This is a genomic window from Methylobacterium sp. AC433, assembly GCF_979253015.1.
This window is the reverse complement of sequence record NZ_CEEDBN010000002.1, coordinates 77,563-91,833: the sequence shown is the minus strand read 5'-3', so window position 1 is coordinate 91,833 and position 14,271 is coordinate 77,563. Positions and strand designations below refer to the sequence as shown.

Below are 14,271 nucleotides of genomic sequence, written 5' to 3'. Positions count from 1 at the left end.
CACAACACATTGCATCGGGAAAACACAAGCGCGGACGGGTGACATGGGTCCGCAGCGTGGCGTTTCGTCTCCGAAGTCGCGGCTCGGTCGCGCGAAAGCTTGCCCGCCATTCCGGTAGAAAAGCGCAGGAATGTCTCACGAGGCAGGTGACAATGAGAATTGTTGTTCCTATAAGCGCGTCCGTGATGATCGCGCCGCCAAGCAGTGGCGCCACACGGTCCGAGTCTCGGGAGGAATTTCAGCCGCCACGCCGTCAGCAATGCGTGAGACAATCGAGGCTGAGCGAACGACCATCTTCATAAAAGCAAGGCTTAGGCCTTGCTTTTTTTATGGCTGAACGCTTGCGCGGGGCTGTGGCCGACTCGCGGCGCCCCGGCTCGATGCCCTCGACGTGTGATGTGCAGGTGTGCCCTCGCCCACCCGGCCTTTCCAATCCTCGTCTGGGCGTCTGAACGAGCGACCTTCTGATAAACGCGTAACGAAGGTCGCGCGACGGCGGAGGCGAGACACGCGGCGACTCCCTCTCCTGTCAGGAGAGGGGACCCGTGCCGCCCACGAGATATCGGAATCCGGTCGCCCCAGACGGGGCCGTGTCACGCTGCAAGGTCTGAACCCCGTGGCCCGGGGGCCCCGTCCAACCGCGCCGACCGGCGCAAGGCTCTCGTCGCCCTAAAGCCCCGCCAGCTCGAAGACCTGAACCGCCACCAGGAAGACGACGCTCGCCAGGACGGAGGTGAGGATCGCCTTCTCGCGCAGGCGGGGGGCGGCGGGCGCCCCCGGATCCTGGCCGGGCACGATCCGCTCCGGGTCGGTCTCCACCTGGTTGCGCAGAGGCAGGATGACGAAGAGCAGGGTCCACCAGACCACGAAGTAGAGGGCGAGCGCGCCGAACACGGTGAGCTTGAACAGGCCCACCGCGAGCACGACCACCGCGACGAGCACCACCACCATCACCGCCAGGGTGCGCAGGGTGGAGGCCGCCAGGGTCTGGAGGATGGCGCTCATCCGGGTCAGACCTGCTCCAGCTCGACCAGCGTGCCGAGGAAGTCCTTGGGATGCAGGAACAGCACGGGCTTGCCGTGGGCGCCGATCTTCGGCTCGCCGCTGCCGAGGACGCGGGCGCCCTGGGCCTTCAGCTGGTCACGGGCCGCGATGATGTCGTCGACCTCGTAGCAGACGTGGTGGACGCCGCCATTGGGATTGCGCTCGACGAAGCTCTCGATGGGCGAGCCCTCGCCCAGCGGCGACATCAGCTCGACCTTGCTGTTGGGCAGGTTGACGAACACCACGGTCACGCCGTGCTCGGGCTGCGGCAGCGGCTCGGTCACGGTGGCGCCGAGGGTGTCCCGGTAGATGGCGCAGGCGGCGTCGAGATCGCGGACCGCGATGGCGACATGGTTCAGGCGTCCGATCATGGTTTGCTCCCTTTCCTTCCGAAACCGTACCGCCACCCCTCCCCCGTCGAACCGGGCGATGTTCGACGGCATCGCGGTGTCATTCCGGGGCGCCGCAGGCGAGCCTGGACCCGCAGGGGCGCGCCAGCGGCGTGCGATCCAGAACCGCCGACGGTGGAACGTCCTGCAGCACCGGCGTGTCTGGATCCCGGGCTCCGCTGCGCGGCCCCGGGATGACGGCGCGCTGCGCGAGGGCGTCTCACGCAACACGCCGTATCGAGCGGCGTCTCTCCCCCGCGGAGGGGGAGGGTTCGGTCGCTAAACCTCGACCACCTGGACGTGGCAGGCGGGCTTCTTGCCCCAGACCTCGTTGACCCCCGAGCGGATCGCGCGGTCGACGGCCTTCTCGACGCCCTCGGCGTCCTTGCGCTTCTGCTTCGACAGGCCCGAGAGCGTGCGCGACACGCACTCCACGACGACGTCGAGCATCGCCTGGCCGTTGCGGCCGCGATTGGGCAGGCCGATGATGTCGATCGCGGGCTCGCCCAGGATCTCGCCCTGGACGTCGATGGCGATGGCCACCGAGACGAGGCCGGCCTGCGAGAGCTTGCGGCGCTCGGGAATGGCCCGGTCCTTGGCGTCGATCAGGACGTTCCCGTCCTTGAACAGGCGCCCGGCCTTGACGTGGTCGACGATCTCCGGCGTGCCGGGCGCGAGGCGCACGACGCTGCCGTTGCGGGCCTTGACGATGTTCGGCACGCCCTGGGCCCGGGCGAAGCGCGCGTGCTCGTCGAGGTGCAGGGCCTCGCCGTGGACGGGGATCGCCGTCTGCGGACGGGTCCAGGCATACATCTCCGCCATCTCGTCGCGCCGGGGATGGCCCGAGACGTGGACGAGCTTCGTGCGGTCGGTGACCACCTCGATGCCGGCATTGATGAGGTCGTTGATGATCGCCCCGACCGCCCGCTCGTTGCCGGGGATCGCCCGCGACGAGAAGATGACGCGGTCGCCCGCCGCCAGGGTGATGTCGGGATGGTCGTCGCGCGAGACCCGGGCGAGCGCGGCGCGCTCCTCGCCCTGCGAGCCCGTGAGCAGGGCCACGACCTTGTCGCGCGGCAGGTAGCCGTAGCTGTCCGACGAGCGGAATTCCGGCAGGCCGTCGAGGAATCCGCATTCGCGGGCGACCGCGATGACGCGGTCCATGGCGCGGCCGACGGCGATCACCTCGCGTCCGCAGGCCTGGGCGGCCTCCGCCACCGCGCGCATGCGGGCGACGTTGGAGGCGAAGGTCGTCACCGCGACCCGGTGGGGCGCGTCGGCGATGAGCTCGCGCAGGGTGGCGGCGACCTCGGCCTCGCTCGGGGAGCGCCCCTCGCGCACGACATTGGTCGAATCGCTGATCATCGCCAGGATGCCCTCGTCGCCGAGCGCCCGGAAGGCGCTCTCCGAGGTCACGTCGCCGAGGATCGGGGTCGGGTCGAGCTTCCAGTCGCCGGTATGCAGCACGAGGCCGTGCGGCGTGCGGATGGCGACCGCGTTCGACTCGGGGATCGAGTGCGAGACGGGGACGTACTCGATCTCGAACGGGCCGACCTGGACCCGGCGGCCGGCCTGGATCTCCTTCAGGATGACCTTGGGCGCGCCCGGCTCGCTGAGGCGGCGGGCTTCCAGCAGGTTCTTGGCGAAGCGCGTCGCGTAGACGGGCGCCTTCAGCTTGGGCCACAGCTCGCCGATCGCGCCGATATGGTCCTCGTGCGCGTGGGTGATGAAGATGGCCAGGAGGTCGTCCTTGCGCTCCTCGATGAAGCTCAGATCCGGGAACATCAGGTCGATGCCGGGGAATCCCTCCTCGCCGGCGAAGCCCATGCCGCAATCGACCATGATCCACTTGCGCCGCTTCGGGGGGCCGAAGCCGTAGAGCGCCGCGTTCATGCCGATCTCGCCCACGCCGCCGAGCGGCACGAAGACGAGTTCGTCTTGTCCTGTCGTCATTGTCCGTCCAAACCTCAAGCCGCCGTCGCGGCCGTTCCCAGATGCACCTCGCCCGCCGTCACGGTCCGTCGCGTCCCATCCTCCGATCGGACCACGAGCCGCCCCGCCTCGTCGATCGTCTCGAAAATTCCGTGTACGAGGGTGTCGCCTGTCCGCACCGAAACCGGCGCGCCGATCCCGGCCGCGTCAGCGATCCAGCGCTCGCGGATCCTCGAGAATCCGCGGCCACACTCCCAGAGTCGCGCAGCGTCGACGATTCCGTCCGTCAGGGAGACGAACAGATCCTCGGCGCGCGTGTCGTACTGCATCTGCCTGAGGCACGTGGCGCGATAAGGCAAGCCCTGTGGCGCCGCCGCGACATTGACACCGAAGCCCATCACCACCGCGCGGCGCCCGCCGGGGCGATTCTCGGCCTCCAGCAGGAGCCCCGCCAGCTTGGCGCCCGAGGCCAGCACGTCGTTCGGCCATTTGAGCCGGCACCCGGCGACGCCGCAGGCCGCGAGGGCCGAGGCCAGGGCGATCCCGGCGACGAAGCCGAGGGTCGGCACCAGGCCGGGCTCGACGTCCTCCACGGGCCAGAGCAGGCTGGCCGTCAGGTTTCCAGGCTCGGAGAGCCAGGCGTTGCCCCGGCGGCCCCGGCCGGCCTCCTGCCGGTGCGCCACCACCCAGAGCGGCCCGGCCTCGCCGGCGCGAAAGCGCTCCAGCGCCTCGGTGTTGGTGGAGCCGAGGCGGTCGTGGACGTGGAGGCGGTGTCCCTCCCCCCGCGCCAGGGTGCCGAGCGCGTAGCCGCCCAAGGACCTAGAACAGCGACTTGGCGGCGGCGCCGGCGGCCCCGACGAGAGGACCCGGGACGATCCCGAGCAGCACCACGACCAGGCTCGCCAGGGCGAGGACGATGCGGGGACCCGGGGCCATCGGCTCGTAGGCCGCCACCGGCTCGTCGAAATACATCACCTTGACGACGCGCAGGTAGTAGAACGCTCCCACCACGCTGGTGACGACGCCGATGACCGCCAGGGTCACGAGGCCGGATTGGATGGCGGCGAGGAAGACGTAGTACTTGGCGAAGAACCCGGCCAGCGGCGGGATGCCGGCCAGCGAGAACATCATCGCGGCCAGGCAGAAGGCCATCACCGGATGGGTGCGCGACAGGCCGGCGAGGTCGTCGACGGTCTCGAACATCTGGCCGCCGCGCCGCAGCGACAGCAGCACCGCGAAGGCCCCCAGCGTCATCGCCAGGTAGATGATCATGTAGACCACCACGCCGCTGACGCCCGCCTGCGAACCGGCCGCGAGGCCGACCAAGGCGTAGCCGACATTGCCGATCGAGGAATAGGCCATCAGGCGCTTGAGCGAGCGCTGGCCGATGGCGGCGAAGGAGCCGAGCGCCATGGAGGCGATCGCCACGAAGACGATGATCTGCTGCCAGACCGCGGTCACGTCCGGGAAGGCGCCGATGAAGATCCGTACCGTCATCGCCATGGCGGCCATCTTGGGCGCGGAGGCGAAGAAGGCGGTCACCGGCGTCGGCGAGCCCTCGTAGACGTCGGGCGTCCACATGTGGAACGGCACGGCGGCGAGCTTGAAGGCGACGCCGGCCGCCACGAAGACGATGCCGAGCACGATGCCGAAGCCCGCCGTGCCGTCGAGGGCCGCGACGATGCCGGGGAACGAGACCGTGCCGGTGAAGCCGTAGACCAGGGAGGCGCCGTACAGGAGCATGCCCGAGGAGAGCGCGCCGAGGACGAAGTACTTCAGCCCGGCTTCCGTGGATTTCAGGTTGTCCCGGTGGAAGGCCGCGATGACGTAGGCGGCGAGGGATTGCAGCTCCAGGCCGAGATAGAGCGCGATCAGGTCGTTGGCCGAGGCCATGACCATCATGCCGATGGTGCAGAGGAGCAGCAGGATCGGGAACTCGAACCGGTCGATGCGCTCGCGCTGGAAGTAGTCGCGCGCGAGCAGGATCGAGGCCGCCGAGCCCAGCAGGATCAGCGCCTTCATCACCTTCGAGAAGTTGTCGACGATGAAGGAGCCGTTCAGGGTGGTGACCTTGGCCCCCGACTGGGACATGACCGCGAACAGCGCGACGACCAGCAGGATCAGCGCGCCGACATTGACGCCCTCGGCGGAGCGCTCGCCCCGGAACGCTCCGTAGAGGATCAGCACCAGCACGCCGATGCTGAGGATCAGCTCCGGCAGGGCGGGCCCGAGCGCGGGCATGACGATCTGAGCGGCGTTCATCGGGTCAAGCCTTCAGCGCGACGCGGGCGGCAGGGTGGCCGCGGCGGTCTGCGTGTTCGAGAGCGCGGTCCGCATGCTTTGCATCAACGCTTCCGTCGAGGGCGCGAAAGTGTCGAGCACGGGGGCCGGGTGGACGCCGTAGTAGATCGTCAGCGCGACGAGCGGCGCGATGATGATCTTCTCGCGCAGGTCGAGATCCAGGATGCCCTGGAGGCTGGGCTTCTCGAGCTTGCCGTAGATCACCCGGGCGTAGAGCCAGAGGGCGTAGCCGGCCGACAGGATGATGCCGAAGACCGAGAAGAACGCCACCGTCGGGTTGGCCCGGAAGGCCCCCATCATGGCGAGGAACTCGCCGACGAAGCCGGAGGTGCCGGGCAGGCCGACATTGGCCATGGTGAAGACCATCATGGCCGCCGCGTAGAGCGGCATCCGCTTCACCAGGCCGCCATAGGCCGCGATCTCGCGGGTGTGCATCCGGTCGTAGACCACGCCGACGCAGACGAAGAGCGCGCCGGAGACGATGCCGTGCGAGATCATCAGGAAGAGCGCGCCCTGGATGCCCTGCTCGTTCATGGTGAACAGGCCGAGCGTCACGAAGCCCATATGCGCCACCGAGGAATAGGCGATGAGCTTCTTGATGTCGGTCTGCATCAGCGCGATCAGCGAGGTGAAGATGATCGCGATCACCGAGAGGGCGAACACCATCGGGGCGAAGGCGTGGCTCGCATCCGGGAACATCGGCAGCGAGATCCGGATGAAGCCGTAGCCGCCCATCTTCAGGAGGATGCCCGCCAGGATCACCGAGCCGGCGGTGGGCGCCTCCACGTGCGCGTCGGGCAGCCAGGTATGGACCGGCCACATCGGCATCTTCACCGCGAAGGAGGCGAAGAAGGCCAGCCAGAGCCAGGTCTGCATCTCCACGGGGAAGCGGGTGTGCAGCAGGGTCGGGATGTCGGTGGTGCCGGCGTGCCAGTACATCGCCATGATGGCGAGCAGCATCAGCACCGAGCCGAGCAGGGTGTAGAGGAAGAACTTGAAGCTGGCGTAGATGCGCCGCTTGCCGCCCCAGATGCCGATGATGAGGAACATCGGGATCAGGCCGGCCTCGAAGAACAGGTAGAACAGCACCAGGTCGAGGGCGCAGAACACACCGATCATCGTCGTCTCGAGGACGAGGAAGGCGACGAAGTACTCCTTCACCCGGGTGTTCACCGAGAGCCACGAGGCGCCGATGCAGAACGGCATCAGGAAGGTGGTCAGCAGGATCAGCGGCATCGAGAAGCCGTCGACGCCGAGCTTGAACCGGGTGGCCTCGCTCAGCCAGGCATGGGTCTCGACGAGCTGGAAGCTCGCGGTGGTCGCGTCGTAGCGGCCCCAGGCCACCAGCGAGAGCAGGAAGGTGGCCAGCGTGGTGATGAGCGCGGCCCAGCGGGCGTTGCGCTTCGAGGCCTCCGTCTCCTCGCCCAGGGTGAGGATGAAGGCCGCGCCGCAGAGCGGCACGATCAGGAGGCCGGAGAGGATGCCGAGGCCGAACATTAGCGGGCGCTCCGATGCGTGACAGCGGCCATCAATGGGCGACCTTGGGCAAGCCGGTCAGCATGTACCAGCTGATGAGGGCGGCGACGCCGACGAGCATGACGAAGGCGTAGTGGTAGACGTAGCCGGTCTGGAAGCGGACCACGCCGCGGGTCACGTCGAGGACGCGGGTTGCGATGCCGTCCGGCCCCATGCCGTCGATGACGCGGCCATCGGCCTCCTTCCAGAGGAACTTGCCGAAATCCTTGGCCGGACGGACGAAGATCCGGTCGTAGAGCTCGTCGAAGTACCACTTGTTGAGCAGGAACCGGTACAGGCTCGGCTGCTGCGCGGCGAGCTGGCCCGGCAGTTCGGGCCGGCGGATGTACATCCAGTAGGCCAGCACGAAGCCGATCAGCATCATGATGAAGGGCGAATAGGCCACCAGCGCCGGCACCGCGTGGATGTCGTGCATGATGTGGTTGTCGGGGCCGTGTCCCAGGGCGTGGCCCCAGAACGATTCCATGCCCTCGCCGATGAAGCGGTTCTTGAAGATCAGGCCGGCGAAGAGCGCGCCGAAGGCCAGGATGCCGAGCGGGATCGTCATCACCAGCGGGCTCTCATGCGGCAGGATCGCATGCGGGGTGTGCGCATGGTCGTGGTGCTCGATGGCGCTGTGCGAGGCCGGCTCGACGTCGTGGCCCTTGTCGTCGTGGGCGACGCCCTCGTGGTGCCCCGGCGCGCCGTCGGCCTGGGCCGCGGTCGCCGGATGCGCGGCGGCCCCGGCATGCGCCACCGCGTGGTCGTCGTGGTGCGCCCCGTGGCCGGCCCAGCGGGCGGGGCCCTCGAAGGTCATGAAGAACAGGCGCCAGGAGTAGAACGAGGTCATCAGCGCGGCGACGACCGTGCACAGGAAGGCCAGCGTGTGGCCCGGCCGGGTCGAGGCGTAGGCCGCCTCGATGATCGCGTCCTTGGAATAGTAGCCGGCGGTGAAGGGGAAGCCGATCAGCGCCAGGGTGCCGATGGTCATCATCGCCGAGGTGAAGGGGATGTAGCGGCGCAGATTCCCCATGTTCCGCATGTCCTGCTCGTGGTGCATCGCGTGGATGACCGAGCCGGCCCCGAGGAACAGCAGCGCCTTGAAGAAGGCGTGCGTGAAGAGGTGGAACACGGCGGCCGAGTAGGCGCCGACGCCGAGCGCCACGAACATGTAGCCGAGCTGCGAGCAGGTCGAGTAGGCGATGACGCGCTTGATGTCGTTCTGCACGAGGCCGATCGTGGCCGCGAAGAACGCCGTGATGCCGCCGATGACCGTGACCACGACGAGGGCGTTGGGCGCGAGCTCGAACAGCGGCGACAGGCGCGCCACCATGAACACGCCGGCCGTCACCATGGTGGCGGCGTGGATCAGCGCCGAGACCGGGGTCGGGCCTTCCATCGCGTCGGGCAGCCAGGTGTGCAGCAGGAACTGGGCCGACTTGCCCATGGCGCCCATGAACAGCAGCAGGCAGGCGAGCGTCAGCGCGCTCCAGTCGTAGCCGAGGAAGTGGAAGGTCGCGTCCTTGATCTCGGGCGCCCGGGCGAAGATGCCGTCGAAGGCGATGGAGCCCGTGAGCACGAAGACGAGGAAGATGCCCAGCGAGAAGCCGAAATCGCCGACGCGGTTGACGATGAAGGCTTTCATGGCGGCGGCGTTGGCCGAGGGCTTCTCGTACCAGAACCCGATCAGCAGGTAGGAGGCGAGGCCGACGCCCTCCCAGCCGAAGAACATCTGCACGAGGTTGTCGGCCGTCACCAGCATCAGCATGGCGAAGGTGAAGAGCGAAAGGTAGGCGAAGAAGCGCGGCCGGTGCGGGTCCTCCGCCATGTAGCCGATGGAGTAGAGGTGCACGAGGGTCGAGACCGAGGTCACCACCACCAGCATGATCACCGTCAGGGTGTCGACGCGGAAGGCCCAGTCGACCACGAGGTCGCCGGCGGTGAACCAGGTCGCGACCTGCACCCGGGTGGCGTGCTCGGTGCCGGGCACCTCGAGGAAGGCGCCCCAGGACAGCAGCGCCGAGAAGGCGAGGAGGCCGGTGGTGATGCCCTCGCTGAGCTTCGGGCCGAGCTGGCGGCCGAACAGGCCGGCGAGCAGCGCACCGACGAGCGGGAGGAAGACGATCGCGTGATACATCGCTGGCTTGTCCGGCCTCCTGGGGTGCGCCCGGCCCCCGCGCGACGCGCAGGGGAGCCGGGGCGGCGCCCTGTGGGGTTCGTGTCACCGCCCTGGCGGCGCGAGGACCGCGCCGCCGGGCGTCGAAGGGTGTTCGCCTCGGGTCCCGATCAGCCCTTCATCATGTTGACGTCCTCGACCGCGATCGAACCGCGGTTTCGGAAGAACACGACGAGGATGGCGAGGCCGATGGCCGCCTCCGCCGCCGCCACGGTCAGCACGAACAGGGCGAAGACCTGTCCGGTGATGTCGTTGAGGTGGGTGGAGAAGGCGACGAGGTTGATGTTCACCGCGAGCAGGATGAGCTCGACGGACATCAGGATGACGATGACGTTCTTGCGGTTCACGAAGATGCCGAGCACGCCGAGCGTGAACAGGATCGCGGCGACCGTCAGGTAATGGCTCAGGCCGATCATCGGATGACGCTCCCGCTCTCTGCCGTTCGAGGTCCGCCGGCCATCAGACTTCCACGCCCTGGCGGGAGGGCACCTTGCGGGTCTCCACCGCCATGCCCTGGGTCCGCGCGTTCTGGACGTTGATGTTCTGGCGCTTGACGCCGGGGCGGTCGCGCAGGGTCAGCACGATGGCGCCGATCATCGCGACCAGCAGGATCAGGCCGGCGAGTTGGAAGAAGAAGACGTAGTCCGTGTAGAGCACCCGGCCGAGCGCCTGGGTGTTCGTCACCGACTCGGCGCTGGCGACCGGCCCGAGTGGGGCCTGCACGAGGCCCGGATCGATGGTCCAGGAGCCGACCACGAGCAGCAGCTCGATCAGGAACACCGCGCCGATCAGCGCGCCGATGGGCAGGTATTGCTGGAAGCCCTGGCGCAGCTGCGCGAAATCCACGTCGAGCATCATCACGACGAACAGGAACAGCACCGCGACGGCGCCCACGTAGACGACCACGAGGATCATCGCCAGGAACTCGGCGCCCATCATCACGAACAGCCCGGCGGCGTTCACGAAGGCCAGGATGAGGAAGAGCACGGAGGCCACGGGATTGCGCGAGGCGATCACCATGAAGCCCGAGGCGATGGTCACACCTGCGAACAGGTAGAAGAAGGCAGCGGCTGCGCTCATGCGATTCTAGAGATCAGCCGTCCCGAGGACGGCCCCTTCTGCCGAAATTGTGCCACGGCCCACCGGCCGCCCGTCTATAGAACCCACCCCTGCGGTGCACAACCGCCTCGGCGGTGTCCGGCCGGCTCCGTGGGCACGGAATCGGCCGGCTGTCTCATCCGCACCCGGCGAACGCCGTCCGCTCAGCGGTAGGGCGCGTCCACGGCGAGGTTGCGCGCGATCTCGCGCTCCCAGCGGTCGCCGTTCAGGAGGAGCTTCTCCTTGTCGTAGAGCAGCTCCTCGCGGGTCTCGACCGAGAACTCGAAGTTCGGCCCCTCCACGATCGCGTCCACCGGGCAGGCCTCCTGGCACATGCCGCAATAGATGCACTTGACCATGTCGAGGTCGTAGCGGGTCGTGCGCCGGGTGCCGTCGTTGCGGCGCGGGCCGGCCTCGATGGTGATGGCCTGCGCGGGGCAGATCGCCTCGCAGAGCTTGCACGCGATGCAGCGCTCTTCGCCGTTGGGATAGCGGCGCAGGGCGTGCTCCCCCCGGAAGCGCGGGCCGCGATGGCCCATCTCGAAGGGGTAGTTGATCGTGGCCTTCGGCTTGAAGAAGTACTTCATGGCCAGGACGAACCCGGACGCGAACTCCTTGAGCAGCAGACCCTTAGCGACCTGATCGAGCTTCATGGCTCGGATCTCCGTGAGGGGTTGTCAGGCGCCCGGCGCGAGGCCGGTGAGCTTGAGGACAAAGGCGACGACGATGACCGAGACGAGCGAGAGCGGCAGGAACACCTTCCAGCCGAGGCGCATGAGCTGGTCATAGCGGTAGCGCGGCACCATGGCCTTCACCATGGCGATCATGAAGAACAGGAAGCTGGCCTTGAGGGCGAACCAGATCAGGCCCGGCACCCAGGTGAAGGGCGCGAACGGGATCGGCGAGAGCCAGCCGCCGAGGAACAGCACCGTCCCGAGGGCGCACATGGTCATGATGGCCACGTACTCGCCGAGCATGAAGAGCAGGTACGGCGTCGAGGAATACTCGACCATGTAGCCGGCCACGAGCTCCGATTCGGCCTCCGGCAGGTCGAAGGGCGGGCGGTTCGTCTCGGCCAGCGCCGAGACGAAGAACACCACGAACATCGGGAACAGCCAGAGCCAGTACCAGCCCAGGATGCCCAGGGACGTGTCCTGCGCCATGACGATGCGCGAGAGGTTCAGGGAGCCGGCGCAGAGCAGGACGCAGATGATGACGAAGCCGAGGGAGACTTCGTAGGAGATCATCTGCGCGGCCGAGCGCAGGGCGCCCAGGAAGGCGTATTTCGAGTTCGAGGCCCAGCCGCCCATGAGGACGCCGTACACGCCGAGCGACGAGATCGCGAAGATGTAGGTGATGCCGACGTTGAGGTCGGCGATGGCCCAGCCCTCGGCCAGGGGAATCACCGCCCAGGCGGCCAGCGCCAGGGTGGCGAAGACCAGGGGGGCCAGCAGGAACAGCGCCTTGTTGGCGCCGGCCGGGATGACCGGCTCCTTCAGGACGAACTTCAGGAGATCGGCGAAGGACTGGAACAGGCCCCAGGGCCCGACCACGTTCGGGCCGCGCCGGAGCTGCACCGCCGCCCAGATCTTGCGGTCGGCGAGCAGGGCGTAGGCGATGAAGACCAGCAGCAGTGCCAGGAGCACGAAGCTCTTGAGCGCCAGCAGCAGGACGGTGCCGAGGATTTCCCAGAAGGTCATCGCAGGAGATCCTTATTCGGCCGCTTCGAGGCCGCGCACCCGCGCGAGGCTCGAACATTCGGCGAGCACGCGCGAGGCGCGGGCGATCGCGTTGCTGAGGTAGAAGTCCGGCACCGCCGCCGCGAAGGCGGTCCGCGTCGGTTCGCCGCTCAAGGCCGACAGCCGCTCCACCGCGGCCACCACGTCGCTCGGCGCGATGGCGTCGAGGGTGGCCAAGTGCGGATGCTCGGCGTAGAGCGCCCGGCGCAGGGCTCCCAGCGAATCGAACGGCAGGCGCTTGCCCAGCACGTCGGACAGGGCGCGCAGGATCGCCCAGTCCTCTCGGCCGTCGCCCGGCGGGAAGCCGGCTCGGTTGGTGGTCTGCACCCGGCCCTCGAGGTTGACGTAGGTCGCGCTCTTCTCGGTATAGGCGGCTCCCGGCAGCACGACGTCGGCGCGCGTGGCGCCCTGGTCGCCGTGGGTGCCCTGGTAGATCACGAAGGCGCCCGGTCCCACCGCGACCTCGTCGGCACCCAGGTTGTATACCACGTCGAGGGAGCCCCCCTGCGCGATCCCCGCGAAGTCGAGACCGCCCTCCCCCGGCACGAAGCCGAGGTCGAGGGCGCCGACCCGGGCGGCCGCGGTCTGGAGCACGCCGAAGCCGTTCCATTCCGGCGTGACCGCGCCGATGTCCCGGGCGAGCCTCGCCGCCGCGGCGAGGATCGCGGAGCCGTCGGGCCGGGCGAGCGCACCGGTGCCGACGATGATCAGCGGCCGGCTCGCGGCCTTCAGCGCCTCGGCGAAGCTGTGCTGACCGGAGGCCAGGTCGGCCAGGGTCTCCGGTCCGGCACCCAGATAGGTGTGTGGATAGGTTAGGTCGACGGGCTCGCCGATCAGGCCGACCGCCAGTGGACCCATGCGCCAGCGCTTGCGGATGCGCACGTTGAGGAGCGAGGCCTCCAGGCGCGGGTTGGTGCCCACGAGCAGGATGGCGTCCGCCTCCTCGATCCCGGCGATGCCGGTGCCGAGGGTGTAGGCGGCCCGGCCCCAGGCCGGGTCGATCGCCTCGCCGGCCTGACGGCAATCGAGGTTCGTCACCCCGAGGGCGGTCATCAGCGCCTTGAGGGCGTAGATCTCCTCCACGCCCGGAAGGTCACCCACCACCGCGCCGATGCGCTTCGGGTCTGTGCCCTTCACCCGGGCGGCGATGGCGGCAAACGCCTCTCCCCAGGAGGCGGGGCGCAGGCGGCCGTTCTCGCGCAGGTAGGGCCGGTCGAGGCGCTGGGTGCGCAAGCCGTCCACGGCGTGGCGGGTCTTGTCGGAGATCCACTCCTCGTTGATTCCCTCATGCACGCGCGGCTCGATCTGCATGACCTCGCGGCCGCGGGCATCGACCCGGATGGCGCAGCCGACCGCATCCATCACGTCGACGGATTCGGTCTTCGACAGCTCCCAGGGCCGGACCTCGTAGCTCTGCGGCTTGTGGACGAGGGCGCCCACGGGGCAGAGATCGGCGACGTTGCCCTGAAGCTCGGACCCCATGGCGGATTCGAGGTAGCTCGTGATCTCCATGTCCTCGCCGCGCCCGATGGCGCCGAGGTCCGGCACCCCGGCCACCTCTGCCAGGAAGCGGACGCAGCGGGTGCAATGGATGCAGCGGTTCATGGCGGTCCGCACCAGCGGGCCGATATACTTCTCCTCGACGGCGCGCTTGTTCTCGCCGTAGCGGGTCGAGTCGACGCCGTAGGCCATCGCCTGGTCCTGCAGGTCGCAATGGCCGCCCTGGTCGCAGATCGGGCAATCGAGCGGGTGGTTGATGAGGAGGAACTCCATCACCCCTTCGCGGGCCTTCTTGGTCTGACCCGAGCGCGTCAGCACCTCCGGCGGCTCGCCATTGGGCCCCGGCCGGCAATCCTTCACCGCATAGGCGCAGGAGGCCACCGGCTTCGGCGCGCCCTTGAGCTCCACGAGGCACATCCGGCAATTGCCCGCGATGGACAGCCGCTCGTGGAAGCAGAAGCGCGGGATTTCCGCGCCTGCGGCCTCGCAGGCCTGGAGCAGCGTGTACTCCGCCGGAACATCGACCTCGGTGCCGTCGACGACGATCTTGGTCATGCGTGGGTCTCGGTCTCGAAAC

Annotated in this window: 12 protein-coding genes; all 12 read right to left on the bottom strand. The window is 68.4% G+C overall.

Features of this window, described 5'->3' with window-relative positions:
* Positions 1–669 precede the first annotated feature (669 nt).
* The 12 genes from AC0IWM_RS03950 to nuoG all read right to left on the bottom strand — a co-directional run bounded on the left by AC0IWM_RS03950 (position 670) and on the right by nuoG (position 14,249).
* Positions 670–1,005: a DUF1467 family protein gene (locus tag AC0IWM_RS03950; protein ID WP_471753177.1), complete on the bottom strand. Its 336-nt coding sequence runs from the start codon at positions 1,003–1,005 to the stop codon at positions 670–672.
* Positions 1,006–1,010: 5 nt separating this feature from the next.
* Positions 1,011–1,415, bottom strand: a complete 405-nt coding sequence (gene mce, locus AC0IWM_RS03945; RefSeq protein ID WP_056466035.1) for a methylmalonyl-CoA epimerase — start codon at positions 1,413–1,415, stop codon at positions 1,011–1,013.
* Positions 1,416–1,712: 297 nt separating this feature from the next.
* On the bottom strand, positions 1,713–3,386 hold the full coding sequence (locus AC0IWM_RS03940; RefSeq protein WP_471753176.1) for a ribonuclease J: 1,674 nt from the start codon (positions 3,384–3,386) through the stop codon (positions 1,713–1,715).
* Between the two features lie 14 nt (positions 3,387–3,400).
* Positions 3,401–4,180 carry a biotin--[acetyl-CoA-carboxylase] ligase gene (locus AC0IWM_RS03935; protein ID WP_471753175.1) on the bottom strand — a complete coding sequence of 260 codons (780 nt, stop codon included), beginning with the start codon at positions 4,178–4,180 and terminating at the stop codon, positions 3,401–3,403.
* Positions 4,181–4,184: 4 nt separating this feature from the next.
* Positions 4,185–5,627 (bottom strand): NADH-quinone oxidoreductase subunit NuoN, encoded by a 1,443-nt coding sequence (gene nuoN, locus AC0IWM_RS03930; RefSeq protein ID WP_056466028.1) that lies wholly within the window; start codon positions 5,625–5,627, stop codon positions 4,185–4,187.
* Positions 5,628–5,639: 12 nt separating this feature from the next.
* Complete coding sequence (locus AC0IWM_RS03925) at positions 5,640–7,163, bottom strand: NADH-quinone oxidoreductase subunit M (protein ID WP_471753174.1); 1,524 nt, start codon at positions 7,161–7,163, stop codon at positions 5,640–5,642.
* Positions 7,164–7,194: 31 nt separating this feature from the next.
* Positions 7,195–9,318 carry an NADH-quinone oxidoreductase subunit L gene (gene nuoL / locus AC0IWM_RS03920; RefSeq protein ID WP_471753173.1) on the bottom strand — a complete coding sequence of 708 codons (2,124 nt, stop codon included), beginning with the start codon at positions 9,316–9,318 and terminating at the stop codon, positions 7,195–7,197.
* A gap of 149 nt (positions 9,319–9,467) precedes the next feature.
* Positions 9,468–9,773 (bottom strand): NADH-quinone oxidoreductase subunit NuoK, encoded by a 306-nt coding sequence (gene nuoK, locus AC0IWM_RS03915; protein WP_055947368.1) that lies wholly within the window; start codon positions 9,771–9,773, stop codon positions 9,468–9,470.
* A 43-nt stretch (positions 9,774–9,816) separates the two neighbouring features.
* Positions 9,817–10,437, bottom strand: a complete 621-nt coding sequence (locus AC0IWM_RS03910; RefSeq protein ID WP_471753172.1) for an NADH-quinone oxidoreductase subunit J — start codon at positions 10,435–10,437, stop codon at positions 9,817–9,819.
* Between the two features lie 182 nt (positions 10,438–10,619).
* Positions 10,620–11,108: an NADH-quinone oxidoreductase subunit NuoI gene (gene nuoI, locus AC0IWM_RS03905; RefSeq protein ID WP_055947361.1), complete on the bottom strand. Its 489-nt coding sequence runs from the start codon at positions 11,106–11,108 to the stop codon at positions 10,620–10,622.
* 24 nt (positions 11,109–11,132) lie between these two features.
* Positions 11,133–12,155 carry an NADH-quinone oxidoreductase subunit NuoH gene (gene nuoH / locus AC0IWM_RS03900; protein ID WP_447677799.1) on the bottom strand — a complete coding sequence of 341 codons (1,023 nt, stop codon included), beginning with the start codon at positions 12,153–12,155 and terminating at the stop codon, positions 11,133–11,135.
* A 12-nt stretch (positions 12,156–12,167) separates the two neighbouring features.
* Positions 12,168–14,249 (bottom strand): NADH-quinone oxidoreductase subunit NuoG, encoded by a 2,082-nt coding sequence (nuoG, locus tag AC0IWM_RS03895; protein ID WP_471753171.1) that lies wholly within the window; start codon positions 14,247–14,249, stop codon positions 12,168–12,170.
* Positions 14,250–14,271: the final 22 nt, after the last annotated feature.

Bases quoted from the DNA above. Each gene is read 5' to 3' on its own strand.
- nuoK (WP_055947368.1), bottom strand. From the start codon at position 9,773: ATGATCGGCCTGAGCCATTACCTGACGGTCGCCGCGATCCTGTTCACG.
- AC0IWM_RS03925 (WP_471753174.1), bottom strand. From the start codon at position 7,163: ATGTTCGGCCTCGGCATCCTCTCCGGCCTCCTGATCGTGCCGCTCTGC.
- nuoL (WP_471753173.1), bottom strand. From the start codon at position 9,318: ATGTATCACGCGATCGTCTTCCTCCCGCTCGTCGGTGCGCTGCTCGCC.
- nuoN (WP_056466028.1), bottom strand. From the start codon at position 5,627: ATGAACGCCGCTCAGATCGTCATGCCCGCGCTCGGGCCCGCCCTGCCG.
- mce (WP_056466035.1), bottom strand. From the start codon at position 1,415: ATGATCGGACGCCTGAACCATGTCGCCATCGCGGTCCGCGATCTCGAC.
- nuoI (WP_055947361.1), bottom strand. From the start codon at position 11,108: ATGAAGCTCGATCAGGTCGCTAAGGGTCTGCTGCTCAAGGAGTTCGCG.
- AC0IWM_RS03940 (WP_471753176.1), bottom strand. From the start codon at position 3,386: ATGACGACAGGACAAGACGAACTCGTCTTCGTGCCGCTCGGCGGCGTG.
- nuoG (WP_471753171.1), bottom strand. From the start codon at position 14,249: ATGACCAAGATCGTCGTCGACGGCACCGAGGTCGATGTTCCGGCGGAG.
- AC0IWM_RS03910 (WP_471753172.1), bottom strand. From the start codon at position 10,437: ATGAGCGCAGCCGCTGCCTTCTTCTACCTGTTCGCAGGTGTGACCATC.
- AC0IWM_RS03950 (WP_471753177.1), bottom strand. From the start codon at position 1,005: ATGAGCGCCATCCTCCAGACCCTGGCGGCCTCCACCCTGCGCACCCTG.
- nuoH (WP_447677799.1), bottom strand. From the start codon at position 12,155: ATGACCTTCTGGGAAATCCTCGGCACCGTCCTGCTGCTGGCGCTCAAG.